Below are 26,380 nucleotides of genomic sequence, written 5' to 3'. Positions count from 1 at the left end.
GAGATCCAGCCGCACCAGTAGGGGCAGTTCCGGCCCCACCGCCACCAATCACGCCTCCAACCGGGTTAACTCGGCGTGGGGGTACGTTGTTGCTGTCGGGCTGACGGGGGAGTGATCCGGGAACGCTGCCGATAAGGCCACTAGGCGGCAATTTTCGCGATGGGTCCAGACCGGGTGAGCGTGACGAGCCGCGCGAGCCATTCGAGTCAGGTCTCCCAATCGGTTGCGTCGGCTGGTGCCTCAATGGCGCGGTGGTGGCAGCCGGCGGAAGGACGGGCGGTACCCCTGGCGAGGAACTGGCATGCGGTGCACTTGATGGGCCGGGGTGTGCAATGCTGGGTGGGCTTAGCGGAGCGACTCCTCCAGCCCCATTAAGAATGGGACCATTTCCGGGGGCTACGGTTGCTGGTGTGGCGGCGTGATTATTCGCGGACGGGGTCGTGGTTATTTTTGGCGGCATAGGTGCTGGCAGGATCGGTGGAATGATGGGCGCTGCAGCGTTGCCATACACATCCGAGTTCGAAATATCCTTGCCGGTTTGTGGAGGTGCTGCGGGGGGTTTTTGGAGGGTTGCTTGGGCTTGTTGGAGTTCGCCGCTCAGGTTGAACATCATGGAGCGGGCCTGCACGTTCAGCCGTTCCAGTTCCCCGTCAGCAACAGGTGGCGTGGTGGCCCGGTTGCCCATCACCGCTTTCGGGTCGGCGACCATCGACTCGTACGCCTGCTTCTGCTGGAACTTGGTCGCGTACTCCTCGTAGATCTTGTGGAGTGCGGCGCGGGTGGTGCCGATGGCCTGGGTTGCGGCGGAGAGTGCTGTGTAGTTCGCGGCGGCGGCGTCGTGGGTGCGCTGCACCTTGTCGATGAGGTCGTCGAGTTCGGCGAGGTACGTGCGGGAGGCGGCGCTGGTTTCGGGGGGCCACGCCTCGGCGAGTCCGCGTCGGTACTGCTGGAGGCGGCCGAGGTGGGTTTGCGCCAGGTCGCAGACCTTGCGCCAGCCGGCGACCTGCTTCCAGTGGTTGGCGGTGTCGTGGTCCTGGAGGCAGGCCCACATGCTGTTGACGTCCATGAGGTGCCAGTCGGTGAGGCCGGAGGTGCGGCCGGTGCCCCGTTCGATCACGGCAGGACCACCGGCCCTTCGGCGTCGGGACCGGTCGGGTCGGTCAGCATTGACGTAGGGCCGCCGGGCAGCATGTTCAAAGGGTTGGCGAGGGCTCGTTGCACGTCGACCACTCGGGCGGCGGTGAAGGCGTCGCTGTCGGCGTAGTGGGTGGCGACCTGATCGGCGGCGGCGGCCAGGTGGCCGGTGGCGCCTCGGACGGCGTACACCATGTCGGCGGTGGCCTGCTGCGTCTCGTGGTGGGCGTGCAGGAAGGTGACCAGCTCGATGAAGGCGTCACACGGGTTGGGCAGCTTCGCCGACATGTCTTCGGCGATGTACGACAGGTGCGGCGCGTAGTTGCTCTCCACCTCGGCGGCGAGCCGGTCGGCGAACTCTCTGAGCTGGCTGATGTCGGCTTCGATGCCGCCGTAACCGCGTAGCCAGGGTGCTGGCCGGTCCTCTTCGGGGATCATGGATCCTCCCTACCCGTAACGGCACCGTTTCCCTGAGTGAGGTTAACGGCTCAACGCCACCCTGACAGCCCCCGTACGGCAGGTCTCGGGGTCAGCGGGGCAAGCCGGCGGCGCGCCACCCGCGGGAGCCGCCGGGTCGACCGCTGAGCGCCCAGGCGGACGCGGTCGCCGGGACGGGGGCGGCGGCCGGACGGGTTCGGACGATGATCGCCCCCACCAGAGCGGCCAACTCTTCGGCTGTGGGCACGCCGCGGACGACCCGGAACAGCGGCTCTTCGGCAGACATGCCGCCAGGGTACGCGGCGCGAAGTTACCCGAAGCGCACAGTGGCGTGCCGGCGGTGTGAGCGTCAGCGGGTCCGGGTACCGTCTCACCGATGTCGAACGCGCTTCCCCAACTCGTCGCTGACCGATACCGGCTCCTGTCGCCGCTCGGCCAGGGCGGCATGGGCAGGGTGTGGAAGGCGCGCGACGAGGTGCTGCATCGGGACGTCGCCATCAAGGAGTTGGTGCCGCCACCCGGTCTCACCGATGAGGAACGCCGCGAAATGCGGGAGCGCTCGTTGCGGGAGGCGCGGGCCATCGCCCGGCTCAACCACGCCAATGTCGTCCGCATCTTCGACGTACTGCGCACCGACGGCGATCCGTGGATCGTCATGGAGTACGTGGCGTCGAAGTCGTTGCAGGACACTCTCGCCGAGGACGGCCCGGTGGGGGTTGCCCGCACGGTCGAGATCGGCCTGGGCGTGCTGGGTGCGCTCAGCGCCGCGCACAAGGCGGGCGTCATGCACCGCGACGTGAAGCCCGGCAACGTGTTGCTCGGCGACGACGGTCGGGTGGTGCTGACCGATTTCGGTCTCGCCACGATCCCCGGTGACCCCAACGTGACCCGCACCGGCATGGTGCTCGGCTCGCCCGCGTACATCTCGCCGGAGCGGGCCCGGGACGGCACCGCCGGGCCGGAGGCCGACCTGTGGTCGCTGGGCGCGACGCTCTACGCGGCGGTCGAGGGCAAGTCGCCGTACGCCCGGCCGTCGGCGATCGGCACCCTGGCCGCGTTGGCCACCGAGCCGATTCCGCCGCCGAAGAACGCCGGCCCGCTCAAGGCCGTCCTCAACGGGCTGCTGCGCAAGGACCCGAACGAGCGCATCACCGCCGAGGTGGCGGAGCGGTTGCTGCGCCGCGCCGGGGGCAAGCGGTCGCGCGGCATCTCCCTGCTCGATGGCGTACGCCGGCCTGGGCCGAACGGTCCGCGCGAGCCGCGCCTGCCGGTGGTGCCGGCCCCACGACCGGCCGAGAGTGTCGACCGGCCGGTGTCGCCGCCGCCGGCCGCCGCCGCCGCGACCACCTCCGCCGCCACCTCCGGTGCCGCCGCGACCCCGGCCGCCGATGCCACGCCGACGGCCGTCGTTTCCGGTGCGGTCGCCGACCCGACTGCCGTCGTGCCGGCCGAGTCGGCGGCAGCGGCCCCGGCCGAGCCGACCGCCACGATCGACCGACCGTCCGACGCCGACCCGTCCGATGCCGAGCCGTCCGATGCCGAGCCGACCGCGAAGGTCACGGCCGCGCCCGACACAAGCGGCGACGGTACGACGAACGTCGACGACGAGCCGACGGTGGTCGACGGTCCGCCGGTCGCTCCGGAGCAGCGCAAGCCGACCACGCCGACGTCGCTCATGCCGCCGGTCAGTCCGGCCGGCCGCGCGGCGGTGCCGCCCTCGGACGGCACAAAGCCGAACAACACCCGACGTAACCTGCTGATCGGCGCCGTGGTCGCGCTGCTGCTGATCGGCCTCGTGGTGGTCGTGCCGATGCTGACCAAGGGTGATGGCGACAAGACCCCGCAGGCCAACCCGACCGGTGCTGGCGCGACCTCGGGGGCTGCGCCGACCTCCGCTGCTGCGCCTCCGCCACCCACCACCGGTGCGCCGAGCCCGTCGGCCTCGGCCACCCCCTCGGTGGACCCGAACGCGTTGCCGGCGGGCTGGAAGCTGCACAAGGACCCCGAAGGCTTCTCCCTGCCGCTGCCCGATGGCTGGGTGCGTAGCCAGGTCGACGGCAACACGGTCGTCTTCAACCAGTCCAACGGGCCGGGAAAGCTGCTCGTGCAGTGGACCCCCACCCCGAAGAAGGATGCGGTCGCGGACTGGCGGGAGCAGGAGCCGAATCGCGCTAGCCGCGTCAAGAACTACCAGTACCTCAGCATCAAGGCGTGCGACTTCTGGAAGACCTGCGGTGACTGGGAGTGGCTGGAGACCCGGGACGGGCAGCGGATCCACGTCCGTAACCGGGGGTTCGTGACGGCCAAGAACCGCGGTTACGCCCTGCGATGGGAGATCGCGGAGAAGGACTGGCAGGCCAACCTGCCGAACTTCGACCGGATCGCCAAGGGTTTCGTGCCCGACCGTCAGGACTGAAACTTCTTCGCATGACCTTCCGTGGTCCTGGGTAATTGACAGTCGACGACGGAAGGAGGCACGACATGCGTTACCGACGGAGGGACGCTCGGCCTCGGCTGGCACTGTGGATGCTCGTGGCGCTTGGCGACGCGATCCTGCTGCTGGTCAGCGCGGGGGTTTCGGTGCTCGTCGCACTGCTCGGCGTCGTGATCGTTGCCGGCTTTGGTGTTGCTGCCTGGCGCATGACCCGCAGGGGAGCGCTGGCTCGTGAGGACGCTGTGGTGCCGGCCCTGAGCCGGCGGCGGGCCTGACCCGTACCCGGTGGTGTGGCGGCAGCCGGACCGATTGTCGACCATAATGGTGATCGTCGATCCCGCTGCCGCCAACGGCCCGGTCAGGTGTTGTTGGCCAACGCGATCAGGCGGCTCCGGTCGCCGTTCCAGTAGTTGCGGTCCACGTTGCCGCTGATTCCGGAGACCGCGCCGGTGCTGGTGTACTGCCAGAAGCTCCACACCGAAGCCCCAGCCGGCAGGGCGCCTGGCGTGCTCGACCAGCGAGCCAGCCAGAGCGGGTGGTTCGCCCACGGGCCGGTCCAGCTGCCGGTGCACTGGTTCCACCAGCTGGTGGTGGTGTAGATGACCGCGTACCGGCCGGTGCGGGAGCGGTAGGTGTTCAGGAAGTCCTGCACCCAGTTGCGCATCCCGGTGGTGCTGAGCCCGTAGCAGTAGCCGCCGGCGTACGGGTTGCCCTCGATGTCCAGCGCGGCCGGGAGAGTGCGGCTGTCCGCCGACCAGGCTCCGCCGTTGGAGGCCAGGTAGTTGGCCTGGGTGGAGCCGGCGGAGATGTTGGGGCGGGCGAAGTGGTACGCCCCGCGGATCACCCCGGCGTTGTACGAGTTGACGTAGTTGGCGTTGAAGTTCGGGTCCTTGTAGCTGGTGCCCTCGGTCGCCTTGATGAAGGCGAACTGGATCCCGGCGTTGCGCACGCTAGTCCAGTTGATGCTGCCCTGATAGCGGGACACGTCGACACCGGGTGTGGTGGCGGCGGCCGCCGGTCCGGCGGTCGCGACCAGGGCCGCCGCCGCGGTGGCGAGGACGGTGAGGCTGGCCGCGAGTGCGCGGCGCAGCGATGATGAGGTACGGGCCATGAGTGCCTCCAAGAGGATTGCTCTATCGACAATCATCTTTGGAGGTAAGTGCCCTAGATCGCAAGTGCGGTTGAATAAAAGCTTCAATGACTGGGTGCGGGACCCCTGGACGAGGCGGGACGGATCAGCGGAGTGCGGCCGGGTCGAGCTGCCAGCGGAACGGCTCGACGACGCTCAACGTCTCGCCGGCTTTGGCCACCTGGTCCTCGACGTAGTGCTCGCCGTCGAGCCGGAACAGCCGCAACGAGTGGCCGTCCCCGTCCTGCTCGACAAGCAGATACCAGGGGATTCTCGCGATGGCGTAGAGCTGCATCTTGAGCAGACGGTCAGCGGCCGCGTTCCCCGGCGAGACGACCTCCCCGACGAGAGACACCCGGTCGGAGTCGAGATAAGTGCCGTCGTCATCGGCATCGGTGACGACGAGATCCGGGATCACGACCCGGTCGACGCCGAGCCGGACGTTGATCGCGTCATAGACCAGGAAACCCCGAGGCTCTGCTGCTGCCTCGATGCTGTTCGCCAGCCGACGCGACACCCGCTGGTGCCGTCGGCTCGGGGCCCGGCTCACCAACAGGCTCCCGTCGAGCAGTTCGATCCGGTCAGGCGTCTCGCCCAGGGCGAAGTAGTCGGCTTCGGTCCACAGACCGACGTGCGGCTCCAGGGGGGCAGTGCTCACCGACCGTCACCTCCCGCTTCGCTCGCCACTCGATCAGTCTCACAGGATACGAGCCGGTGCCTTGGGAACGACACGGAACGCCGCCGGTAGGCTCGCGCCCCATGATGTCGATCGACGGACTGGGCGAGAAGTGGGACACGCTGTTCGGCGCGCAGCCGGACCCGCCCGCGCTGCTGGTGCTGATCACCGGGGTCGTAGCGCTGGTGGTGGTCTCCACCCGCCTGCCGTGGCGGATCGCCCGTAACGCCGTCACCATCGCGCACGAGGGCGGGCACGCCCTGGTCGCCCTGCTGACCGGCCGTAAGCTGCGCGGCATCCGACTGCACTCGGACACGTCCGGGCTGACGCTCTCCGCCGGCCGCCCCACCGGGCCGGGCATGATCCTCACTCTGCTCGCCGGGTACGTCGCACCGCCGCTGGTCGGGCTGGCCGGGGCCTGGCTGCTCGGTGGTAACCGGATCACCCTGCTGCTCTGGGTGGCCGTGGCGCTTCTGCTGGCGATGCTCGTCATGATCCGCAACGCCTTCGGTGTGGTGTCGCTGCTGGTCACGGGCGCACTGGTGTTCGCCGTCTCCTGGTACGCGACGCCGCAGGTCCAAGCCGCGTTCGCGTACACCGGTGTGTGGTTCCTGCTGCTCGGTGGGGTGCGACCGGTGGTCGAGCTGCAACGGCTGCGCTCGCGGGGCCGGATGCCCGCCTCCGACGCCGACCAGCTCGCCGGGCTCACCCCGTTCCCGCCGCTCTTCTGGGTGGGCTTCTTCGCCCTGGTCAACGTGGCGGCGCTGATCGCCGGAGCGCTCCTGCTCGCCGGCCCGTTCCTCCCCACATCGCCCTAGCCGCCTCGCTCCGGTCGATCCGGGCAGAATGAGGCAATGCGATACGTGATCATCGGCGCGGGTGCGGTCGGCGGGACCATCGGGGTACGGCTGGCCCAGGCCGACCGGGACGTGACGGTAGTGGCCCGGGGTGCGCACCTGGAGGCGATCCGAGCGCGGGGCCTGACCCTGCGACAGCCCGAGGGTGAGGTCACCGCCCGGCTCGCGGCGGTGGACCGGCCCACCGACCAGCCGCTGCCAGCGGACACCCTGCTGATCCTCACCGTGAAGTCGCAGGACACCGCCGACGCGTTGGCAGCCTGGGTGGACGCTCCGGTGGTCGGCGGCGGCACGGCGGGAGAACGTCTGCCGCTGGTGACCGCGCAGAACGGGGTGGCCAACGAGCGGGCCGCGCTGCGCCTCTTCGCCGACGTGCACCCGGTCTGCGTCTGGCTGCCGGCCACCCACCTGGACCCGGGTGTGGTGGTCGCCAACGGGTACCCGCATCCCGGGATGCTTCACATCGGCCGGTACCCCGGAGGCGCCGACGACACCGACCGGGCTGTCGCCGCCGACCTGACCGCCGCCGGCTTCGTCGCACCGGTCCGCACCGACGTGCTGCGCTGGAAGTACGGCAAGCTGCTCAGCAACCTCGGTAACGGCCTGCAGGCGTTGCTCGGCCGGGACATCCCGGATGCGCTGGTCGAGCGGGTACGCGCCGAGGGCGTCGCCGCGCTCGCCGCCGCCGGCATCGCGCACACCTCGCCAGAGGAGGAGAAGGCCGAACGCGGCGACCTGGTCGGACAGCGCCCGGTCGGCGGCGAGGCCCGCTCCGGCGGCTCCACCTGGCAGAGCCTGGCCCGGGGCGCCAGCTCGACCGAGGTCGACCACCTCAACGGTGAGATCGCGCTGCTCGGCCGGTTGCACGGGGTGCCGACGCCGGTCAACGTCGCCGTGCAGCGGGCCGTGCGCCGGGCGGTCCGGGAGCGGATCGGGGCCGGCGCGTTCCCGCTCGACGAACTGGAAAAGTCGATCGCCTGACCGGGCAACCAACGGCCCTTGCCGGTGCGTGTTCCCAGCGACCGACACGGGGAGGTAGCGGGTGCCGGACGTCGACGGGTTCGACGAGTTCTACCGGGGGAGTCGGCAACGACTCCTCGGGTTCGTCTACGCCCTCACCGGCGATCGGGGTGAGGCGCAGGACGCCGTGCAGGAGGCGTACGTCCGGGCGTGGCAGCGCTGGTCGACGATCAGCGGGTACGACGACCCGGAGGCGTGGGTACGGGTGGTGGCCAGCCGGATCGCCGTCAGCCGGTGGCGCAGCCTGCGGAGCCGCGCCCGCGCCTACCTGCGACACGGGGCCACCGAGACCGTTCCCGGGCCGGGCACCGACACCGTCGCGGTGGTCGCCGCCCTGCGTCGACTGCCCGAGGAGCAGCGCACCGCCATCGCCCTGTACTACCTGATGGGTATGCCGGTCGCCGAGGTGGCGCGGGAGACCGCGGCCCCGGTGGGCACCGTCAAGGCCCGTCTCTCCCGGGGGCGTACCGCGCTCGCCGGTCTGCTCGCCGTCTCTGACCTGGAGGAGGCCACCGATGCGTGACGACGACCTGGCATTCGTCGAACGGGTTCACCGGGACCTGCGTGACGTCAGGTGGCCGGAGCCGCAGGAGATCCGGTCCCGTGCCCGTCGCCGTAGTCGTCGTACTGTCGCGCTGGCGACGGTCGCGGTGCTCGCGGCCGTGACTGGCCCGGCGTACGCCCTGACGGAACGGGCGTCGGCTCCGCCCGATGCCGCCCTGCCTGCGTCCACGCAGGGCCCGGTCCGGATGGACATCCCCCTCGACTCCCTGCTGGCTGTCACCGAGGTGCCGGCGATGAAAGGCGCCGTGCAGTTGGGCGACGCTGGCCTCGGTGAGGTCGTCCGGTTGGATCCGACGTTGCAGAGGTGCGGCGACGACCGCGGCGTGCCGACGGTTCCCGCGTACTCCCGTTACTCGCGGTCGCAGACCCTGTTGTCGCCGACGAGGGACGGCAGGGCGCCGGTACGGGCCGAACTGAGCCAGGACGTCTACCGGCTCGATCCGCTGGTGAGTGCGCGACTCTTCACTCACCTGAGGGCGCTGCTCGACGCCTGCCCCGAGTGGCATGTCGTCGAGAACGTCGTCGCCGCGGGCGAGACGACGCCGAACGAGAGCAAGCACGCCTGGGAGACGGCGGCGAGCAACTTCGCCGGTGACGAGTCGGTACTGGTGCGGCACGTGCCGTTCGCCCCCCGTGGCCCGGCCGCCGGAAGGACGCTCCAGCGCTCCAAGCCGGTCGGGATGACAGTCGTGGTCCGGGTCGGCGATCTGGTCACGGTGCTGGTGCCCGACCCTGGCCTGGGCCTGGGCGACGCGGATCTTGAGGCGCTGGGCCGTACGGCCGCCCAACGACTGTGCCCCGCTGCCAACCCGGCGTGCTGACCCTTCCACGATCCGCGCAACTTCACGGATGTCGCTGCCTCCCGATCCCCGGAAGCAGCACCATCCCCGAAGTTGTGCGGATCACGTGAGCAGGGCTCTACAGCGGGATGTTGCCGTGCTTCTTCGGGGGCAGGGTCTCCCGCTTGGTCCGCAGGACGCGCAGCGCCCGGACGATCTGGGTGCGTGTCTCGTGCGGAGCGATCACCGAATCGATGTACCCGCGCTCGGCGGCCACGTACGGGTTGGCCAGGGTGTCCTCGTACTCGGCGATCTTCTCGGCCCGGACGGCCGCCGGGTCCTCGGCCCCGGCCAGCTCGGAGCGGTAGAGGATGTTCACAGCGCCCTGCGCGCCCATCACCGCGATCTGCGCGGTCGGCCAGGCGAAGTTCAGGTCCGCGCCGAGGTGCTTGGAGCCCATCACGTCGTACGCCCCGCCGTACGCCTTGCGGGTGATCACGGTGACCTTCGGGACGGTCGCCTCGGCGTACGCGTAGATGAGCTTCGCGCCCCGGCGGATGATGCCGTCCCACTCCTGACCGGTGCCGGGCAGGAAGCCGGGCACGTCCACGAAGGTCAGCACCGGGATGTTGAACGCGTCGCAGGTGCGGACGAACCGGGCGGCCTTCTCCGAGGCGGCGATGTCCAGGGTGCCGGCGAAGTGCATCGGCTGATTGGCCACCACGCCGACCGGCCGTCCCTCGACCCGGCCGTAGCCGACCACGATGTTCTGCGCGTAGAGCGGCTGGACCTCCAGGAACTCCCCGTCGTCGAGGACGTGCTCGATCACCGTGTGGATGTCGTACGGCTGGTTGGCAGCGTCCGGGATGAGCGTGTCCAACTCCCGGTCCTCGTCATTGACCTCAAGCGAAGCGGGGGCGTCGACCACGACCGGCTCGTCGAGGTTGTTCGACGGCAGGTACGACAGCAGCGCCTTGACGTAGTCGACGGCGTCCTCCTCGTCGCTGGCGAGGTAGTGCGCGTTGCCGCTGCGGGTGTTGTGCGTACGCGCGCCGCCCAGCTCCTCCATGCCGACGTCCTCGCCCGTCACCGTCTTGATCACGTCGGGGCCGGTGATGAACATGTGCGAGGTCTGGTCGACCATCACGGTGAAGTCGGTGACCGCCGGGGAGTAGACAGCGCCGCCGGCACAGGGCCCCATCACCAGTGAGATCTGCGGGATGACGCCGGAAGCCCGCACGTTGCGGAAGAAGATCTCGCCGTAGAGGCCGAGCGAGACGACGCCCTCCTGGATTCGCGCGCCGCCGGAGTCGTTGATGCCGACCACCGGGCAGCCGATCTTCATGGCCAGGTCCATCACCTTGACGATCTTCTCGCCGAAGACCTCACCGAGCGAGCCACCGAAGACAGTGAAGTCCTGCGCGAAGACGCACACCTGCCGGCCGTCCACCGTGCCGTAGCCGGTGACCACACCGTCGCCGTACGGGCGGTTCCGCTCCAGCCCGAAGGCAGTGGACCGGTGCCGGGCCAGCCCGTCGAGCTCGACGAAGGAGCCCTCGTCGAGCAGCATCTCGATCCGCTCGCGGGCGGTCTTCTTGCCGCGCGCGTGCTGCTTCTCCACGGCGCGGGCCGACCCGGCGTGCACCGCCTCGTCGACCCGGCGCTCCAGGTCCGCCAGCTTGCCCGCGGTGCTGTGCATGTTGGTCCCGGTCTCGGTAGTCACCCAGGGAATATAACGATGGTTCAGGTGGGTGCCGCTGTGCAGTACGCCTCAGTGTCGACCGGAGCACCGCCGTAGGCTGGCGGAATGCCGGGCTCCCCGTACACCGATCTGGACCGGCCGCCGCTGTCGGCGGCCCGGCTGCGCCGCGCGTTGACAGCGCCGAACGGGCCGTGGGCCCGCCTGGAGCTGCGTGCCGAGACCGGCTCCACGAACGCCGACGTGGCCGAGGCCGCGCGGGCCGACGAGCCCGAGGGCCTGGTCGTGGTCGCCGAGCGGCAGACCGCGGGGCGCGGCCGGCGCGGGCGGGTCTGGCAGTCGCCGGCGCGGGCCGGCATCGCGACCAGCGTCCTGCTGCGGCCCGGCGAGGCCGTGCCGGACCGCGGCTGGCTGCCGGCGACACCCACCGGGTACGGGTGGCTGCCGTTGCTGGCCGGCGTGGCGTTGGTGGAGGCGGTGGCCCGGCTCGCCGAGCTGGAAGCCACCCTCAAGTGGCCGAACGACCTGCTGATCGACGACGCGAAGTGCGCGGGCGTGCTGGCTGAGGCGGTGCCTGGACGGGCGCCGGACCAACCGCCGGCGATCGTGCTGGGCATCGGGCTCAACGTGACGTTGCGCGCCGACGAGTTGCCGGTGAATCCGACCGGGCTGCCGGCCACCTCGCTCCAGTTGGCCGGCGCGGTGGCCACCGATCGAGATCCGCTGCTGCGGGCGCTGCTGCGGGCGGTGGCCGACTGGTACGACCGTTGGCGTTCGGCGGGCGGCGACGCGGTGGCCAGCGGCCTGCGCGACGCCTACCTGGCGGCCTGCGCGACGATCGGGCGCGAGGTACGCGTCCTGCTCCCCGACGGCGACTCCCTGACCGGCACCGCCACCGGGGTGGACCCGGACGGCCAACTGATGGTCACCACGTCGACCGGCGCCCGAACCCTGGCCGCCGGCGACGTCCTGCACCTCCGCTGAGGACGGGCAAGATCACGTAGGGCCCGAGTGGGCCCGCGCGGCGGATGTTGTGGTGGGGCCTGGGGGGTTTACCGTCTGCGCGTCCAGAAAATCGCGTTGGAGGTTCCCGTGGCGTTTCCCGAAGACGTGCTCACCGAGGACGAGCACGTCGTGCTGCACCTGCACCCGCACTGGAAGGCGTTGATCCGGCCGATCGCGGTGCTGGTGCTGGCCATCGCCGCGGTGGTGGTCGGCGTGCTCCTGTTGCCCGAGAGTGGCGGCGGTTCGGTCGCGCTGGCCGTGATCGGGGCGATCGCCCTGGTCGCGGTGCTCTGGCTCGGCCTGTGGCCGTTCCTGGTCTGGCGCACCACCCACTACCTGTTCACGAACGAGCGAGTCCTGCTTCAGCAGGGTGTGCTCTCCCGGGACCGGCGGGACCTTCCGCTCGCCCGGGTCAACGACCACTCGATGAACCAGCGTTTCGTCGAGCGTCTGCTCGGCTGCGGGACACTCACCATCGAGTCGGCTGGTGAGCGCGGCCAGTCGGTGCTCGCCGACGTGCCGGACGTCGGGAAGGTGCAGACCACCCTGTACGAGCTGGTCGAGGCACAGCACGACAAGCACTCGCTGGGCGATGGCGAGATGCGCGACATGCTCGCCGACATGCAGGACGGCAAGCCGCTGCGCGACACCACTACCTGATCCGGGCCGGTGGAGACCCGCCCCTGGCACACCGTCGGGGGCGGGTCAGTCGGGTGGGCCGCTGCTCTTCGTCGGGTCGGTCGGGGACGACCCGACGGTGGACGGGTCTGCCGCGGTCGGGCCGCTGTCGGGCTGGTCAGCTCCGGGCCGGTCAGCGTCGGTCGGAGTGGCTTCGGTGGCTTCGGCGGGGTCGGCCTCGACCGGTCGCATGCCGAACCAGCCACGGAAGCGGGTCCGCAGCACCTCCTGCTCGGGCCGGTCGTCCGGGCCGAGGCGCAGCATGGTGCCGGTGAGGCTGACGGTGCCGAGCCCGGGGCGGGCAGTCGACGGCCGGGCGCCCATCACGTCGACCCGGACCGCGAGCCGGTCGCCGGCCCGCACCGGGGCGAGCCAACGCAGCTCCTCCAGGCCGGGGGAGGCGTCCGCGGCGGCCCGGGACAGCAGGTGGTCGACGTACGCGCGCATGAACAGGCTGACCGTGTAGAAGCCGCTGGCGATCAGACCACCGTGTCGGCTCGCCGCAGCCAGGTCGGGGTCGACGTGGTACCACTGCGGGTCGAAGCGGCGGGCGAAGGCAACCATTTCGTCGCCGTCCACGGTGACCACGCCAAGATCGACGGTGAGTCCCGGGACGAGATCCTCGAAGAACAGCTCGGCGGGTCGCCCCGTGCCGGAGCGGGCGTCGGGTGTCGTCACCGGCGGGGCGCGCGACGGGTGCCGACGTGCAGCTCCGCGGCGAGTTCCGCGTCCAGGTCGACGGCGGGGCTGACGCTCAACTGCGGGAGCCGCCCCTGAGTCGGTGCGCCGGCCGGCGGGTCGTTGCGTTGCGCTGACTCCGCCTCCTCCAGCTCGGACACCGATTCCGCCAACTCGGCGACCGGGTCCATCTCCGCCATGGTGTCCCACTCGTCGCGCGGAATGCTGTGCCAGGTGGAGTCGGGCTTCGCGGGCTCGTCCTCGGCTGGCGCGACGGGTTGGAAGACGAACGTGCGGTATGACCAGAACCGGAACAGCGTGGCCAGCAGGACGCCGACGGTCTTGGCCAGATTCAGTGCCAGCAGGCCGTGTACGCCGAGACCGTACTTCGCTGCCGCCACAGCCCCCAGCTCAATGAGCAGGCCAGCGCCGTTGAATAGGAAGAAAAGCAGATATTCCCGGCGAAGCGCCGATTTCGGGCGATCACGGTACGTCCAGTGCCGATTCATGAGGTACGACGTGATGGTGGCGACGATCGTCGCGATCACTGTCGCCTTCAACTGACCATTGACAAAAACGGTCAGTGCAAGGGCATTGAACACCGCGTAATTGATGACGGTGTTGATGCCGCCGACGATGCCGAACTTGAGCGCCTCGTGGATGAACTTCTGCCAGCGCTCAGGCAGCAGGCGGACAAGACGCATGCGAAACACCTTAGGGCAGTCGGTGCGGCCGGCGATCACCGGCCGAACGAGGTGGGCGGCAGGTCACGCCCGGTGGTCACGGTCGGGATCCACCTGCGGAAGGGTCGGGGTTCCCGCTTCGACGAAGACGAACCGCCGGTACGACCAGAATCGAAACAGCGTGGCGAATCCCGTACCGACGATGTAGCTGGCGAGATTGTCCGCCAGGCGCGTCTGGAACACGTCCGGCCAGATGGCCCCGAGCCCGTAGCGGCTGAGCGCGAGGCAGGCCACAGTGATGCCGAGACCGACCGCGTTGAAGAAGAAGAACAGCGCGTACTCGCGGGCCGCGTTGTTGCGCTGACGGTGCCGCCACGTCCAGAACCGGTTGCCCACGAAGGCGACGGACGCCGCGATCACCGTGGAGATCGTCTTCGCCGTCAACTCTTCGACGCCGTGCCTGCTCGTCAGGTAGTTGAAGAGCGCGAAGTCGACGAGGAACGCGAAACCACCCACGGTGGCGAACTTGCCCATCTCGCGGATGAGGTGACCGAAGCGGTCGAGGAGTAAGCCGACGAGACCCCGTCGGGTCTGCCGGGGACCCGGTTGTTCCCCGGTCATCGTGGCGGCCACGGGGGGAGCCTACCGGCTGCCGGCCAGTCAGAGGGGTAGCAACGGCAAGCGGGCGTGGTCTCTCGGAGGGGCCCAGCGCCGTGTACGTAACCACTGCACAGAGCGTAGCCAATTGGGAGGACTGAGCCGCTGCGGAACGGGAATCACCGCATCGGTCGGCGGGGCAGGTCAACGGCCCGACCGCAACAAGCGTCCGCCGGGGTGCACAACAAGATTTGCGTGAAACTGCGCGGGAAAGCGGGTATCAGCTCGTGATGCCGCAGCGAGGCCGTAGCTTGTGCAGTTCTTCACAACCTGTCCCACTGACTCGGAAGGCTGCCCGGTTTACGCTGAGGCCAATCCCAGGTTTCCACGAAGGCGACGCATCGCGCCGCTGAGTCTCGTGCATCCCATAGATCGGTCAGCGTCGACCACAAGGAGATGTGTCATGGTTGCTCCGGCTGTTGTGCGGGGTATCGATCAGGCCCCGACGTCCCATCCGAAACTGCTCGCCTGGGTCCGTGAGGTCGCGGAACTGACCACCCCCGACCGTGTCGTCTGGGTGGACGGGTCCGACGAGGAGTGGCGCCGCCTCACCGATGAGCTGGTCGAGGCCGGCACCCTGATCCGGCTCAACCCGGAGAAGAAGCCCAACTCGTTCTACGCGCGCACCGACCCGACGGACGTCGCCCGGGTCGAGGAACGCACCTACATCTGTTCCGTCGACGAGGCGGACGCCGGCCCCACCAACAACTGGATGGCGCCGGCCGAGATGAAGCGGACGATGACGGAGTTGTACCGGGGCTCCATGCGCGGTCGCACCATGTACGTCATCCCGTTCGTCATGGGGCCGGTCGAGGCCGAGTCCCCGATGTTCGGCGTCGAGATCACCGACAGCCCGTACGTGGTCGCCTCGATGCGCATCATGACGCGGATGGGCACCCGGGTCCTGGAGGCCATGGGCGACGACGCGGACTTCGTGCACGCGCTGCACTCGATCGGCGCCCCGCTCGCCCCCGGCCAGCAGGATGTCGCCTGGCCGTGCAACGACACCAAGTACATCTCGCACTTCCCGGAGAGCCGGGAGATCTGGTCGTACGGCTCGGGTTACGGCGGCAACTCGCTGCTGGGCAAGAAGTGCTACTCGCTGCGGATCGCCAGCGTGATGGGCCGCGACGAGGGCTGGCTCGCCGAGCACATGCTGATCCTGAAGATCACCTCGCCGGAGGGCAAGACCTACCACATCGCCGGCGCCTTCCCGTCCGCCTGCGGCAAGACCAACCTCGCCATGGTGGAGCCGACGATTCCCGGCTGGAAGGTCGAGACCATCGGCGACGACATCGCCTGGATGCGGTTCGGCCCGGACGGCCGCCTCTACGCCGTCAACCCCGAGTACGGCCTGTTCGGCGTCGCGCCCGGCACCGACTGGAAGACCAACGCCAACGCCATGCGCACGCTGGACCGGGGCAACTCCGTCTTCACCAACGTCGGCCTGACCGATGACGGCGACGTCTGGTGGGAGGGCATGGGCGAGCCGCCGGCACACCTGATCGACTGGAAGGGCAACGACTGGACGCCGGAGAGCGACAGCCTGTCCTCCCACGCGAACAGCCGGTTCTGCACCCCGATCACGCAGTGCCCGATCCTCGCCGACGAGTACTTCGACCCGAACGGCGTGCCGATCGACGCGATCCTCTTCGGTGGACGCCGCAAGGACACCGTGCCGCTGGTGACCGAGGCCCGCGACTGGGTGCACGGCGTCTACATGGGCGCCACGCTCTCCTCGGAGACCACCGCCGCAGCGTCCGGCGCCGTCGGCGTGGTCCGGCGGGATCCGATGGCGATGCTGCCGTTCATCGGCTACCACGCCGGGGACTACTTCCGGCACTGGATCGAGATGGGCAAGGGCACCGACGGCGACGAGGCGAAGCTGCCGAAGATCTACTACGTCAACTGGTTCCGCAAGGACCCGGACGGCTCGTTCCTCTGGCCGGGCTTCGGGGAGAACTCCCGGGTGCTCAAGTGGGTCGTCGAGCGGATCGAGGGCACTGCCGACGCGGTCGAGACGCCGGTCGGCATGGTCCCCGCGCCGGACGCCCTGGACGTCGAGGGCCTGGACATGACCCCGGAGGATGTTCGGATCGCGCTGAAGGTCGACCCGGACGAGTGGCGTAACGAGCTGCCGATGATCACCGAGTGGTTCGAGAAGTTCGGTGACAAGCTGCCCGGCGTGCTCTGGGCCGAGTTGGACGCGCTGCGCGCCCGCCTGGACGCCGCGCAACCGCAGCGGTAGGTGTGAACGAGGCCCTTCGCGGGCAACATCGGATTTCATGAGGACGGCCGCCGAGACACAGGTCCGGCGGCCGTCCGCCGTCCGGGTGCTCACCATCCTGCTGGCGACGACGGCGGCGGCCACCGTCGTGGTCGAGCTGCTCAACTGGTGGTACGCCCCGGAGCAGGGGTTCGGGCTCGCCGTACGGACCGGCTGGGCCATGCTGCGCTCGTTCGGCTTCCTGCTGCTGATCGGCCACGTGCGACGGGGTCGTACGGCGGCCCGCCCGTTCGGGCTGATCCTCGCGGTCACCACGATCTTCGCGGTCGGTCGGCTCATCGTGCCCCGGCAGGGGGTGCCGCCGCTGCCTGGCCTGCTCGGCTTCGCCATTCTCACGGCGCTCTGCGTCGCGGTGGTCTGGCTGCTCTACCGCTCGTCGGCGTTGGCAGCGCACCTGGTCCGGCACCGTCCACGCCTCGTCATCGACCGGGACGGCATCTCCTGGCGGGAGACCCCGCCACGCCGACCACAGGCCAGTGCCTGGTTGTTGACCAGCCGGGTGGCTGCCTTCACCTACAGCCCGCTGATGCTGGTGCCGGCACTGGTCGCCGGGGGTTCCATCCTGGATGGTCGCCTGACCGCGGTGCCGGCCGTGCTGTTCTGGTTCGGTGCGGGCATCACGGCCAGCTACGCGGTGCTGTTCTGCACAGCGTTCCTGATGCGGGGCAAGGACTGGGCGCGTGGCCTGCTGGTCGTCGTCACTGTGGCCGTACTCGCCGTGGATCTGCCGCTGTGCTGGTGGCTGCTCGGCGTGGACGGCCTGATCCGCGACGGCGCCCCGCTGCTCGCCGCCGCCGGGCTGGTCCTCTACGGCCTGCGCCGCGCCGCTCGCGCCCCCGACGATGCCGGACCCGAACCCCGACCTTGACCGCGGCGGTGCCCCGCACCGACGCCGCCGGGTGCCGACCCGGCGGCCGACCGCGGCCCAGCACCTGCCCATCCCTCGTCGGCTCTGCACCGTCCTTTGCTCTGCACCCGCGGATGCGACAGTCGCGGACGGTAACCGTCGCATCCGCGGGTGCAGAGCAAAGGTGGGGTGGGTGAGATTGGCCGGCCGGGTGCGGGGGCGGTCTTCGCGGGCGACCAGGGGGCAGGATGGCGGGTGGCGTCGGTCACAGTGTCGACATCGGGGCGAGCTGCGGAGATGTCGCGGCGGTCGGCCGCAGGGCCGACCGGGTCGCCCGGCGGGAGCGGCCGCGACGCGGCGGACTGGGAGGAGGCTCGTGGTGGGCGACGAGTTCGACGTGGTGGTGGTGGGGGCGGGACCGGCCGGGGCGGCGGCCGCGCTGACGGCGCGCCGGGCCGGTGCCAGCGTGCTGCTGCTGGACCGGGCCGACTTTCCCCGAGACAAGGCGTGTGGTGACGGGATCGCCGCGCACTCGGTGGACGTGCTCGCCGAGCTGGGGGTGACCGAGGCGGTTGCGGGTTACGCGCCGCTGCCGGCGTTACGCATGGTCTCGCCGGGTGGCGGTGCGGTGGCTCGGGCGCTGCCCCGACCCGCGTACACAGTGCCCCGGGAGGTTTTCGACGCGCGGCTGGTGGCGGCCGCGGTGGCCGCCGGCGCGCAGCTGCGCCGGCACACGGTGCGCCAGGTCGAACCGCGCGCGGACCGGGTGGTGCTCGACGGGCAGGTGTCCGGCCGGGTGGTGATCGGCGCGGACGGCGCCGGCTCGGTGGTACGTCGGGCGCTCGGCCATCCGCAGAACCCCGACCGACACCTCGCGCTGGCCATCCGGGGGTACGCCCCGGCTCTGCCCGGCCCGTCCGAGCAGCTCATCGTCACCTCGAAGGCGCGTTGGCCGGCGTACGCCTGGTCGTTTCCGATCGGTGACGGACGGGCGAACGTCGGGTACGGGGAGGTCCTGCGCGGTGAGCCGTTGAGCCGCGCGTACCTGCTGGATCGGCTGGCCGCGCTGCTGCCCGGCACCGATCTGGCGACCGTGACCGCGTTGCGCGCGCATCACCTGCCGCTCTCCACCCACCGGCCGTCGCCGGGGCGTGGGCGCACCCTGCTGGCCGGGGACGCCCTGTCACTGATCAACCCGTTCACGGGGGAGGGGATCTTCTACGCGTTGCTCTCCGGCGCGCTCGCCGGGTCGGCGGCGGCCCGGTCGCCCGAGGGCGCGGCTGGCCGCTACGCCGACGGGTTGCGTCGCCGCCTCGGCACCCACCTGCGGCACAGTTCGGTGGCGGCCTGGTTGGCCCGGCGACGTCGGGTGGTGGACGCGGCGGTCCGGGCCGCCCATCGGGACGACCGGGTGTTCTACGACGTGGTCGAGCTGGGGCTGGGTGACGGCCGCCTCACCGCTCGTACGCTCGCACTGATCGGTGTCGGTCTGGGCGGCGGGGATGGGGCTCCGAGGCAGTGAACTGGCGCAAGGGTCGCTACGCTGCTAGGTGATGACGCTGCGGAACCTTATCTACTCCGTGTACGAGCGCCGGCTCACGGCGAAGCTCGCGGGTAAGCCGGTGCCCCGGCACGTCGGGGTGATGTGCGACGGCAACCGCCGATGGGCGAGGGAGATGGGCTTCGTCGACCCGAACGACGGGCACCGGGTTGGCGCGGCGAAGATCAAGCATGTCCTCGGCTGGTGTGACCAGGCCGGCGTCGGGCACGTGACCCTCTACCTGCTGGCCACCGACAACCTGCGCCGTCCGGCCGCCGAGCTGGACCCCCTCCTCAAGATCATTGAGGACCTGGTGGTGGAGCTCTCCGAGGAGGGCAACCCCTGGCGACTGCGCATCGTCGGAGCGCTCGACCTGCTGCCGGCGCAGACTGCGGCGGCACTCAAGGGCGCCGAGGAGCGCACCCGTGAGCGCACCGGTGGCGCGGAGGTCAACATCGCGGTGGGCTACGGCGGCCGCCGGGAGATCACCGACGCGGTCCGTTCGCTGTTGCTGGAGCACGCCGCCACCGGAGGCACGATCGAGGAGTTGGCCGAGGTGCTGGACGTCGAGCACATCGCCGAGCACCTCTACACCCGCGGCCAGCCCGACCCGGACCTGGTCATCCGCACCAGCGGCGAGCAGCGGCTGTCCGGTTTCATGCTCTGGCAGTCCGCGCACTCGGAGTTCTACTTCTGCGAGCTCAACTGGCCGGACTTCCGGCACATCGACTTTCTGCGGGCCCTGCGCTCGTACGCCACCAGGCAACGCCGCTACGGCGCCTGACCCGGCGGCGACGCCGTCGGCCGCCGCTGGGGTCAGGTCGGTTCAGGACAGGTGGGTCAGCGCCCGGGTGAGGAAGTCACCCAGGGCGGCCGGCGACTCGATGGTCAGGTCGGCGGCGTTGGCCACCTCGTGGCCGGTCTCCGGGTTGGCCACCGCCACGCAGACGCCGAGGAAGTCCGGGTCGGCAGTGGCGCGAGCGCGCAGCGCGGCGAAGGCCTTGATGTCGGAGACGTCGTCGCCGAAGTACCAGGCGCCGGTGGCACCCTTGATCGCCTCGCCGATCACCATGCCCTTGTCCCGGTCGACAGGTGGCTTGAGCTCCAGCACCATCCGCCCGGCCTGTGAGCGCAACCCCAGACGGTCGGCCTGCGCCTGCCCCCACTGCTGCACAGTGGCGCCGAGTTGCGGGGCGGTACGCCAGTGCAGCGCGACCGAGAGCCGCTTGTACTCCACAAGCGTGCCGGGTGGCAGTTCCGCCCGAGCCAGGTCGGCCAGCTCCGACATGGTCGGCACCCAGGGCAGCGCGGCCGGTTCGGTGACTGTCTCGCCGCCGGAATGGCTGTGCTCCAGCCCGTAGAGGCCGTAGAGGTCCACGCCAGCGAGCCCGCCGAGCTGATCCCGAAGGAACTCGACGGGTCGGGCGGAGACGATCGCGACCCGCTGCACGACCGGGGCGAGCGCCTCGATCGCGGCCAACGCCTTGGGCGCCGGGCGTACCGCGGTCGGATCGTCGTCGACGGGCGCGAGCGTGCCGTCGAAGTCGAAGAAGAGCACGGTCCCGGCCGCCCGGCTGGCGGTTACCCGCCAGGCCTGGTCGGCGTTCAACGGGGTCCTCGGCTGCTGATTGCCCAGATTCAACGGCGGCACGCGCGTCAGCGTACCCCGGCGATCCAGGCTCATTCCTGGCCGAGCGGACCCATTGAGCGGTAAGCGATCAGCGTTCGGCGGCTCCTCGTCCGCGCCGGCCGAACGGCACCACCGCGGCTTCCTGGCCGTGGCTCAACAGGTAGCCCTCCACGAACCCGGTGTTGCGATCGCCGGTGTGGTTGTCGATCTCGTTGAGCCGTGCCACCAGGAACTCGGTGAGCGCGCTGATTCGGTTGTTCAGACGCTCGTGCAGCTCGGCGACGACGGCCAGGACGACCGCGGTGCCGGCGGTGATGAGCGCAAAGAGGTTGACGAGCAGCGGCAGCTGCCCGCCGTCGACCGCGAGGGTCACCGTGTTGCCGGTCGCCCACAGTGTCACCGACACCGTTGCGACCACGACTGCCAACCACTTCAGGGTCATGGACAGACCCCTCCTTCTGTCCCGCAGGGCTGGGTTCGGCCTTGTCCCGTCCCCCCGCCGATGACGAGCCCAAGCAGTACGAGTAGGGACGCTAGCGTGCCCGTTCCAGCCCCGGAGGCAAACGAATGAACCTGACCAGGCGTTCTTTCGCTATCTGAGGAACTAGCCTGCCTGATTGCCCCTTTTTCGGACATCGACCGGCAACGTTGGGCGGTATGCGAGGTATCTGATGGTTTCCCGGATGTGGAACTTCTCCGCGTCCGACACCTGCGGATCGACCAGACGGCGCAGCAGCGCCTCCACGTCGGGGTCCATCGGAGGGGCGGCCTGGCCGGTGCGGGGGCCGGCTGCGGCGCGGTCCCAGCCGAGTGCGGCGAAGGCCGCGGCAGGGTTCAACCCCAGGCCCTCGCAGAAGGCGACCACCCGTTCGGCCTCCGGGTCGCTGGCCCAGTCGCCCCGAACCCAGCGGTTGATGGTCTGCCGGGAGACGCCGGTGCGCCGGGACACCTCGGTGCCGCTCCAGGCTCGGGTCGCCCGCGCCTCGTCCAGGGCCCGCCTGACGAAGGTGGCGAAGGCGATCTTCCGCGCATTGGCCGTCTCGGTCACTCCGTGACGGTACGACCAGCCGGCTACGGGTGCGCGACCCGGCTCGCCACCGTCACGCGGACGTGACGAAGGGTTCGGATTTCCGGTAAACGAGTCAGTGCCACTGTTGAGGGGTGTCACGCGGGCAGAATAGATGAACGTAGTGGCAAACGTAAGCGGACGAAAAGCTGATACTGTCACGCCCATGGGACAATCTACGGTGTGTCACGTGCATGAGACGATTGGTGCTCACATGCGTCACGCCCCCGGTGCCAGGGGGTCGTGGTGACCGAGCTCGCCACCCGCGCCCAGGCCTTCGGGCTGATCGCCGAGGGGGTCGCCGCAGGGCTGACCGCCCCCTGGCGCCTCTATCTGGCCCGAGGCTGCCGCTACCTGTCGCTGAGCGTCGGTGATCGTGCCGAGTGGAACGCCTGGCGTACCCATCTCGGCTGCCCGGAGCTGAGCGTCCGGGTCTACGACGCCGGCGGCGAGATCCGTCGGTCCTCGATGGCCGAAGTCGTGCTGGACGGCTGCCGGATCAGCGTCGAGCTGGTCGAGGAGGTCAGCACCGACGACCTGGACCGGCTGCTCGTCGCCGACCCCACCACGATCGAGCCGGAGGAGCGATGACCTGGCGCCCCGGTTGGGCCGGAGCTGCCCTATGAGCCCGTTTCTCGCGGTGTTCCTCGTCCTGGTGCTCGGTGCCACCAGTTACGCGGCCGGCCGGCTGCACGGGCAGCTCAGCTACCGCATCGGCTACCGCTTCGGTTACCGGCAGGGCTACTTCGACGGTGACCGGGGCGCCTGGAACCGGCGTCGTCGGGACGCCCAGGCGGCGATCGCCTCGGCCCTGTCGGTCTCGCCAGCGGGCGTGGTCCGCACCGCCGGTGCTGTCGAACGCCCCGGCACCACGTACACCGGCTCGTCGTTCAGCGCGCCGGCCGCCCCGATTACCGGGCGGCACCCGACCGGCACGCTCGTCCGACGTACCGGTTGAGGTCGGTCGGCGGGCCTGCCCGCCGACCGGCGCCACGAGCGCGGTGCGTCGTCCGCGGCGGACACGCACCGTCGGGGTCACGTCAGACCGGTGACGGTGGCCCCACCGGCCGGGATGCGCGCAGGGGGCATGCATCCCGGCCGGGTCCGCCGCGTGCGCGACAGTGCCTTTTGACTGGTGCGGGCGTCGACGGAGCGCTGTTCACGAGCGCGTCTTGGGAGATCCACGTTCGGCCCCTAGCCGGGAAGGTCCGGCGGGGCTAGCGTCTAGGCATGGCACGGGGTTCTCCCGAGCCAGCCGGTCCGCCCGGATCTGCGACCTCGCGCATGGGGTTCCGCATCCGACCCCGTGTCCCCGGGCACCGGAGGAGGCGGAACACGGGTGGCGGGTGCCCATCCGTCGGAGCAGGCCTGTGACGACTCGCCGTACCATCGCCGGTGCCGACCAAACCCCGGCCGCGACTGCCACGCCCCGCCGAGCCACCAGGAGCCGCCGTTCGGCGGCCGCCGCGCCGGCCGACCCCAAGGAGCCACGACCAGCCGGCCAGGCCTTTGTCCTGGACACGTCGGTGCTGCTCTCCGATCCGGCGGCGTTCCACCGGTTCGCGGAGCACGAAGTGGTGCTGCCTCTCGTGGTCATCACCGAGTTGGAGGGAAAGCGGCACCATCCGGAGCTGGGCTGGTTCGCCCGGCAGTCGCTGCGGATGCTCGACGACCTGCGGGTTCGGCACGGCCGACTCGACCGCCCGGTGCCCGCCAACGACGTCGGCGGCACCCTGCGGGTGGAGCTCAACCACACCGACGACGGTGTTCTGCCGCCCGGGTTCCGCAACGAGAGCAATGACGCCCGGATCCTCTCCGTCGCGCTCAACCTCGCCGCCGAAGGGCGGGAGGTGACCCTGGTCAGCAAGGACATGCCGTTGCGGGTCAAGGCGGCCTCGGTTGGACTGCGCGCCGACGAGTACCGCCACGGCCAGGCCAGCGACCCGACCTGGACCGGTATGTCGGAGATGGAGTTGAGCGAGGAGCAGATCGGCCAGTTGTACGCCGGCGAGACGCTCGACCTCGACGAGGCGGCCGGGCTGCCCTGCCACACCGGTCTGGTGCTGCACTCGGGGCGTGGCTCCGCGCTCGGTCGGGTGCTGCCGGACAAGTCGGTACGTCTGGTCCGGGGCGACCGGGAGGCGTTCGGGCTGCACGGCCGCTCGGCCGAGCAGCGAGTCGCCCTCGACCTGTTGCTGGACGAGTCGATCGGGATCGTCTCACTGGGTGGCCGGGCCGGCACCGGCAAGTCGGCGCTGGCGCTCTGCGCCGGGCTGGAGGCGGTGATGGAGCGCCGCCGCCACAAGAAGGTGATCGTGTTCCGCCCGCTCTACGCCGTCGGTGGCCAGGAGTTGGGCTACCTGCCGGGCTCGGAGTCGGAGAAGATGTCGCCGTGGGCCCAGGCGGTCTTCGACACGCTCGGCGCGGTGGTGCACGAGAACGTGCTGGAGGAGGTCACCTCGCGGGGCATCCTCGAGGTGCTGCCGCTGACCCACATCCGCGGGCGCAGCCTGCATGACGCCTACGTGATCGTGGACGAGGCCCAGTCGCTGGAGCGCGGGGTGCTGCTGACCGTGCTGTCCCGGATCGGGCAGGGCTCCCGGGTGGTGCTCACCCACGACGTGGCCCAGCGGGACAATTTGCGGGTCGGCCGGCACGACGGGGTGACGGCTGTCATCGAAGCGCTCAAGGGTCATCCGCTCTTCGCGCACGTCACCCTCAGCCGTTCGGAGCGATCTCCGATCGCGGCGATGGTCACGGACCTTCTGGAGGACATCCCGATCTGACGGGTGATATGCGGGCTTTCGTCCGTATTTTCGGTGTGGCGCAGATCACAAAGTGCCTGGTTGGTTTCCCATCAGCCTCACTGTGCGCAATCGTGTCCCACGAGCGTCCACGCACCACCGGAATCGTTGGTGATCGTTCGTCCCGAGACGGACGACATCGGCGAAGGTCGGTGCGTCGGCGCGACCGGCAACCGGTCGGGGCGCTCGTGGCACGGCTGACGGCCCACCTGTGGTCTGCGCCGCGCCGCGTCCTTGCTCCCGACGAAGGGACCACTTCGTGAGTCGGCTGTGGAGCCGGTTGGGCGCCCGTACGGCTGCTGTCGCGCTGCTCTCCGTGGGCGTTGCCGGTGGCTTCTACCTGGGCGAAGACCGGGAAACCCAGCAACAGGGTCTGACCGAGCAGGTCAGTCTCGAGGTCGACCGGGCCGACCTCGCGTACCAGCGCGAGCGGCAGGCCGCCCACCAGGTGCAGTTCTCCAAGCAGCGGGCCGCCGAGTACCAGGCCAAGCTGCGGGCGAAGCAGGCCGCCAAGGAAGCCGCCGAGCGGGCCCGCAGGGCCGAGGCCGCCGCGGCGTCCCGTAAGCGCGAGCGCGCCGCCGCCAACGCACCCGCCAAGCCGTACGACGGGCCGATCCCGGCATCCTGCGCGGAGTACAGCGGCAACCGCAAGGTCGGCTGTGCCCTGATGATCGACAAGGGCTTCGGCATCGCGGAGTTCCCCTGTCTGGAGAAGCTCTGGACCAAGGAGAGCGGCTGGAACCACAAGGCCGCCAACTCGTCCTCCGGCGCGTACGGCATCCCGCAGTCGTTGCCGGGCAGCAAGATGGGCTCCGTCGCGTCCGACTGGCGCACCAACCCGGCCACCCAGATCATCTGGGGGCTGGGCTACATCAAGGGCCGGTACAAGACGCCCTGCGGCGCTTGGACCTACTTCCAGAACAACGGGCACTACTGACGCTGTCGACGCGGGGCGGGTGGGCGACCACCCGCCCCGCTGTCGCGCGTACCCCGGACGGGACGTGAGTGGCGGTCGGCCGCTTTTGCTGATAGCAGTTGTGGAGTGACCCTGCACCCGTCAAGCGGCGACCCGTTCCGGTTCGGCACCGAGGCGTTCTACGCCTCGCTCGGCCGGGCGTTCGTCGCCATGTGCGCGGTGGTGCCGTTCCTCTTTCTCATCGAGGCCGTCGACCAGGGGCTCGCGTTCGGCCTGGACGCCACCGCCGGCATCATCCCGCAGCGCATCGAGGGTCTGGACGGGGTCTTCTTCTCCCCGTTCCTGCACCACGGCTTCGACCACCTCTACAGCAACAGCATCCCGCTGATCCTGCTGGGCACCTTCGTCCTCGCCGCCGGCGCCCGCCGGTTCCTCTGGTCGACACTGGTCATCATCCTGGTCAGCGGCCTCGGTGTGTGGTTCACCGGCTCACCCAACTCGGTGGTGGTCGGCGCCAGCGGTGTCATCTTCGGCTACCTGGGCATCCTGCTCACCCGAGGCATCGTCGAGCGCAGCTGGTGGAACTTCGCGGTCTTCCTCCTGGTCGGTCTGCTCTACGGCTGGCAGCTGGTCGGCATCCTCCCCACCGACGAGCGGATCTCCTGGCAGGGGCACCTGTTCGGCCTGCTCGGCGGGGTGGTGGCGGCGATCCTGTTCCGTCGGCGGCGACCCGCACTGGGCGGCTCGGACTACTCGGGCTCCACGCTCAGCCTGCCCTGAGGCGATTCTCCGGCGCGCCTCTGGGACATGCTTGCCCGACCGTCGCCGCCCGCTTACGGTCGAGATCAGCAAGCGTTGA

At 70.2% G+C, this 26,380-nt stretch carries 28 protein-coding genes; 17 read left to right on the top strand and 11 right to left on the bottom strand.

Translation table 11 applies throughout. From position 1 onward, the window contains the following. Positions 1 to 1,113: 1,113 nt before the first annotated feature. Positions 1,114 to 1,572, bottom strand: coding sequence for a hypothetical protein (locus tag AB0B68_RS23565; RefSeq protein ID WP_124858015.1), 459 nt, complete (start codon positions 1,570 to 1,572; stop codon positions 1,114 to 1,116). A gap of 91 nt (positions 1,573 to 1,663) precedes the next feature. Then, positions 1,664 to 1,858 (bottom strand): acyl-CoA carboxylase subunit epsilon, encoded by a 195-nt coding sequence (locus AB0B68_RS23560; protein ID WP_357197978.1) that lies wholly within the window; start codon positions 1,856 to 1,858, stop codon positions 1,664 to 1,666. Between the two features lie 90 nt (positions 1,859 to 1,948). Here AB0B68_RS23560 and AB0B68_RS23555 point away from each other — a divergent pair, with 90 nt between their 5' ends. After that, positions 1,949 to 3,988 carry a serine/threonine-protein kinase gene (locus tag AB0B68_RS23555; RefSeq protein WP_357262697.1) on the top strand — a complete coding sequence of 680 codons (2,040 nt, stop codon included), beginning with the start codon at positions 1,949 to 1,951 and terminating at the stop codon, positions 3,986 to 3,988. A gap of 65 nt (positions 3,989 to 4,053) precedes the next feature. Beyond that, positions 4,054 to 4,281: a hypothetical protein gene (locus AB0B68_RS23550; protein ID WP_357197985.1), complete on the top strand. Its 228-nt coding sequence runs from the start codon at positions 4,054 to 4,056 to the stop codon at positions 4,279 to 4,281. Between the two features lie 83 nt (positions 4,282 to 4,364). On the opposite strand, the gene AB0B68_RS23545 is transcribed toward AB0B68_RS23550, so the two are convergent. Further along, positions 4,365 to 5,117, bottom strand: a complete 753-nt coding sequence (locus AB0B68_RS23545) for a GH25 family lysozyme (RefSeq protein WP_357262694.1) — start codon at positions 5,115 to 5,117, stop codon at positions 4,365 to 4,367. A gap of 124 nt (positions 5,118 to 5,241) precedes the next feature. Continuing rightward, positions 5,242 to 5,793 carry a Uma2 family endonuclease gene (locus tag AB0B68_RS23540; RefSeq protein ID WP_357197990.1) on the bottom strand — a complete coding sequence of 184 codons (552 nt, stop codon included), beginning with the start codon at positions 5,791 to 5,793 and terminating at the stop codon, positions 5,242 to 5,244. Between the two features lie 101 nt (positions 5,794 to 5,894). Here AB0B68_RS23540 and AB0B68_RS23535 point away from each other — a divergent pair, with 101 nt between their 5' ends. The 4 genes from AB0B68_RS23535 to AB0B68_RS23520 all read left to right on the top strand — a co-directional run bounded on the left by AB0B68_RS23535 (position 5,895) and on the right by AB0B68_RS23520 (position 9,073). After that, complete coding sequence (locus tag AB0B68_RS23535; RefSeq protein WP_357197993.1) at positions 5,895 to 6,629, top strand: M50 family metallopeptidase; 735 nt, start codon at positions 5,895 to 5,897, stop codon at positions 6,627 to 6,629. Positions 6,630 to 6,665: 36 nt separating this feature from the next. Continuing rightward, positions 6,666 to 7,649 carry a 2-dehydropantoate 2-reductase N-terminal domain-containing protein gene (locus tag AB0B68_RS23530; RefSeq protein ID WP_357262691.1) on the top strand — a complete coding sequence of 328 codons (984 nt, stop codon included), beginning with the start codon at positions 6,666 to 6,668 and terminating at the stop codon, positions 7,647 to 7,649. A gap of 61 nt (positions 7,650 to 7,710) precedes the next feature. Then, entirely contained in the window at positions 7,711 to 8,211 is a 501-nt protein-coding gene (locus AB0B68_RS23525; RefSeq protein WP_357262688.1) for a SigE family RNA polymerase sigma factor, read from the top strand. Then, positions 8,204 to 9,073, top strand: coding sequence for a hypothetical protein (locus AB0B68_RS23520; RefSeq protein WP_357197999.1), 870 nt, complete (start codon positions 8,204 to 8,206; stop codon positions 9,071 to 9,073). The genes AB0B68_RS23525 and AB0B68_RS23520 overlap by 8 nt, the downstream gene beginning before the upstream one ends. 97 nt (positions 9,074 to 9,170) lie before the next feature. Here the strand turns inward: AB0B68_RS23520 and AB0B68_RS23515 are convergent, their stop codons facing one another. Then, positions 9,171 to 10,754 carry an acyl-CoA carboxylase subunit beta gene (locus AB0B68_RS23515; protein WP_357262685.1) on the bottom strand — a complete coding sequence of 528 codons (1,584 nt, stop codon included), beginning with the start codon at positions 10,752 to 10,754 and terminating at the stop codon, positions 9,171 to 9,173. A gap of 84 nt (positions 10,755 to 10,838) precedes the next feature. Here AB0B68_RS23515 and AB0B68_RS23510 point away from each other — a divergent pair, with 84 nt between their 5' ends. After that, the gene (locus AB0B68_RS23510; RefSeq protein ID WP_357198005.1) at positions 10,839 to 11,714 is read left to right on the top strand and encodes a biotin--[acetyl-CoA-carboxylase] ligase; all 876 of its coding nucleotides are present in this window, start codon (positions 10,839 to 10,841) and stop codon (positions 11,712 to 11,714) included. Between the two features lie 108 nt (positions 11,715 to 11,822). Beyond that, a complete protein-coding gene (locus tag AB0B68_RS23505; protein ID WP_357198008.1) occupies positions 11,823 to 12,395 on the top strand; it encodes a PH domain-containing protein in 573 nt (190 codons plus the stop codon). 45 nt (positions 12,396 to 12,440) lie between these two features. Here the strand turns inward: AB0B68_RS23505 and AB0B68_RS23500 are convergent, their stop codons facing one another. The 3 genes from AB0B68_RS23500 to AB0B68_RS23490 form a co-directional block, all read right to left on the bottom strand. Continuing rightward, positions 12,441 to 13,091 carry a MaoC/PaaZ C-terminal domain-containing protein gene (locus tag AB0B68_RS23500; RefSeq protein ID WP_357198011.1) on the bottom strand — a complete coding sequence of 217 codons (651 nt, stop codon included), beginning with the start codon at positions 13,089 to 13,091 and terminating at the stop codon, positions 12,441 to 12,443. Then, positions 13,088 to 13,795 (bottom strand): GtrA family protein, encoded by a 708-nt coding sequence (locus AB0B68_RS23495; RefSeq protein WP_357198041.1) that lies wholly within the window; start codon positions 13,793 to 13,795, stop codon positions 13,088 to 13,090. The genes AB0B68_RS23500 and AB0B68_RS23495 overlap by 4 nt, the downstream gene beginning before the upstream one ends. 63 nt (positions 13,796 to 13,858) lie before the next feature. Next, on the bottom strand, positions 13,859 to 14,407 hold the full coding sequence (locus tag AB0B68_RS23490; protein ID WP_357198013.1) for a GtrA family protein: 549 nt from the start codon (positions 14,405 to 14,407) through the stop codon (positions 13,859 to 13,861). Positions 14,408 to 14,834: 427 nt separating this feature from the next. Between AB0B68_RS23490 and AB0B68_RS23485 the strand changes: the two genes are divergently transcribed. From AB0B68_RS23485 to AB0B68_RS23470, 4 genes are all read left to right on the top strand, one after another. Then, positions 14,835 to 16,679 (top strand): phosphoenolpyruvate carboxykinase (GTP), encoded by a 1,845-nt coding sequence (locus AB0B68_RS23485; protein WP_357198016.1) that lies wholly within the window; start codon positions 14,835 to 14,837, stop codon positions 16,677 to 16,679. A gap of 37 nt (positions 16,680 to 16,716) precedes the next feature. Continuing rightward, a complete protein-coding gene (locus tag AB0B68_RS23480) occupies positions 16,717 to 17,586 on the top strand; it encodes a hypothetical protein (protein WP_357198019.1) in 870 nt (289 codons plus the stop codon). Between the two features lie 358 nt (positions 17,587 to 17,944). Next, positions 17,945 to 19,087: a geranylgeranyl reductase family protein gene (locus AB0B68_RS23475; protein WP_357198022.1), complete on the top strand. Its 1,143-nt coding sequence runs from the start codon at positions 17,945 to 17,947 to the stop codon at positions 19,085 to 19,087. Between the two features lie 31 nt (positions 19,088 to 19,118). Next, positions 19,119 to 19,889: an isoprenyl transferase gene (locus AB0B68_RS23470; protein WP_091394347.1), complete on the top strand. Its 771-nt coding sequence runs from the start codon at positions 19,119 to 19,121 to the stop codon at positions 19,887 to 19,889. 42 nt (positions 19,890 to 19,931) lie between these two features. Here the strand turns inward: AB0B68_RS23470 and otsB are convergent, their stop codons facing one another. The 3 genes from otsB to AB0B68_RS23455 form a co-directional block, all read right to left on the bottom strand. Next, the gene (gene otsB / locus AB0B68_RS23465; RefSeq protein ID WP_357198025.1) at positions 19,932 to 20,756 is read right to left on the bottom strand and encodes a trehalose-phosphatase; all 825 of its coding nucleotides are present in this window, start codon (positions 20,754 to 20,756) and stop codon (positions 19,932 to 19,934) included. Positions 20,757 to 20,823: 67 nt separating this feature from the next. Continuing rightward, on the bottom strand, positions 20,824 to 21,177 hold the full coding sequence (locus AB0B68_RS23460) for a hypothetical protein (protein WP_210784414.1): 354 nt from the start codon (positions 21,175 to 21,177) through the stop codon (positions 20,824 to 20,826). A gap of 162 nt (positions 21,178 to 21,339) precedes the next feature. Then, on the bottom strand, positions 21,340 to 21,783 hold the full coding sequence (locus tag AB0B68_RS23455; protein ID WP_091394342.1) for an XRE family transcriptional regulator: 444 nt from the start codon (positions 21,781 to 21,783) through the stop codon (positions 21,340 to 21,342). A 264-nt stretch (positions 21,784 to 22,047) separates the two neighbouring features. Here AB0B68_RS23455 and AB0B68_RS23450 point away from each other — a divergent pair, with 264 nt between their 5' ends. The 5 genes from AB0B68_RS23450 to AB0B68_RS23430 all read left to right on the top strand — a co-directional run bounded on the left by AB0B68_RS23450 (position 22,048) and on the right by AB0B68_RS23430 (position 26,301). Next, a complete protein-coding gene (locus AB0B68_RS23450; RefSeq protein ID WP_110562608.1) occupies positions 22,048 to 22,392 on the top strand; it encodes a hypothetical protein in 345 nt (114 codons plus the stop codon). Between the two features lie 31 nt (positions 22,393 to 22,423). Continuing rightward, the gene (locus AB0B68_RS23445; RefSeq protein WP_357198029.1) at positions 22,424 to 22,759 is read left to right on the top strand and encodes a hypothetical protein; all 336 of its coding nucleotides are present in this window, start codon (positions 22,424 to 22,426) and stop codon (positions 22,757 to 22,759) included. Between the two features lie 412 nt (positions 22,760 to 23,171). Then, positions 23,172 to 24,587, top strand: a complete 1,416-nt coding sequence (locus tag AB0B68_RS23440) for a PhoH family protein (protein ID WP_357202766.1) — start codon at positions 23,172 to 23,174, stop codon at positions 24,585 to 24,587. Positions 24,588 to 24,864: 277 nt separating this feature from the next. Further along, on the top strand, positions 24,865 to 25,542 hold the full coding sequence (locus AB0B68_RS23435) for a lytic transglycosylase domain-containing protein (RefSeq protein ID WP_357262682.1): 678 nt from the start codon (positions 24,865 to 24,867) through the stop codon (positions 25,540 to 25,542). A 105-nt stretch (positions 25,543 to 25,647) separates the two neighbouring features. Next, positions 25,648 to 26,301, top strand: coding sequence for a rhomboid family intramembrane serine protease (locus AB0B68_RS23430; protein ID WP_357202760.1), 654 nt, complete (start codon positions 25,648 to 25,650; stop codon positions 26,299 to 26,301). Positions 26,302 to 26,380 lie beyond the last annotated feature (79 nt).

Source organism: Micromonospora sp. NPDC049049 (assembly GCF_040649115.1).
Classification (GTDB): Bacteria; Actinomycetota; Actinomycetes; order Mycobacteriales; family Micromonosporaceae; genus Micromonospora.
This window is presented reverse-complemented; position numbering and strand designations above follow the sequence as displayed.

Coding starts and splice junctions, on each gene's coding strand:
- AB0B68_RS23460 (WP_210784414.1), bottom strand. CDS start 21,177: ATGACCCTGAAGTGGTTGGCAGTCGTGGTCGCAACGGTGTCGGTGACA.
- AB0B68_RS23445 (WP_357198029.1), top strand. CDS start 22,424: ATGAGCCCGTTTCTCGCGGTGTTCCTCGTCCTGGTGCTCGGTGCCACC.
- AB0B68_RS23470 (WP_091394347.1), top strand. CDS start 19,119: ATGACGCTGCGGAACCTTATCTACTCCGTGTACGAGCGCCGGCTCACG.
- AB0B68_RS23565 (WP_124858015.1), bottom strand. CDS start 1,572: ATGATCCCCGAAGAGGACCGGCCAGCACCCTGGCTACGCGGTTACGGC.
- AB0B68_RS23535 (WP_357197993.1), top strand. CDS start 5,895: ATGATGTCGATCGACGGACTGGGCGAGAAGTGGGACACGCTGTTCGGC.
- AB0B68_RS23545 (WP_357262694.1), bottom strand. CDS start 5,117: ATGGCCCGTACCTCATCATCGCTGCGCCGCGCACTCGCGGCCAGCCTC.
- AB0B68_RS23495 (WP_357198041.1), bottom strand. CDS start 13,795: ATGCGTCTTGTCCGCCTGCTGCCTGAGCGCTGGCAGAAGTTCATCCAC.
- AB0B68_RS23510 (WP_357198005.1), top strand. CDS start 10,839: ATGCCGGGCTCCCCGTACACCGATCTGGACCGGCCGCCGCTGTCGGCG.
- AB0B68_RS23555 (WP_357262697.1), top strand. CDS start 1,949: ATGTCGAACGCGCTTCCCCAACTCGTCGCTGACCGATACCGGCTCCTG.
- AB0B68_RS23560 (WP_357197978.1), bottom strand. CDS start 1,858: ATGTCTGCCGAAGAGCCGCTGTTCCGGGTCGTCCGCGGCGTGCCCACA.
- AB0B68_RS23550 (WP_357197985.1), top strand. CDS start 4,054: ATGCGTTACCGACGGAGGGACGCTCGGCCTCGGCTGGCACTGTGGATG.
- AB0B68_RS23530 (WP_357262691.1), top strand. CDS start 6,666: ATGCGATACGTGATCATCGGCGCGGGTGCGGTCGGCGGGACCATCGGG.
- AB0B68_RS23485 (WP_357198016.1), top strand. CDS start 14,835: ATGGTTGCTCCGGCTGTTGTGCGGGGTATCGATCAGGCCCCGACGTCC.
- AB0B68_RS23480 (WP_357198019.1), top strand. CDS start 16,717: ATGAGGACGGCCGCCGAGACACAGGTCCGGCGGCCGTCCGCCGTCCGG.
- AB0B68_RS23520 (WP_357197999.1), top strand. CDS start 8,204: ATGCGTGACGACGACCTGGCATTCGTCGAACGGGTTCACCGGGACCTG.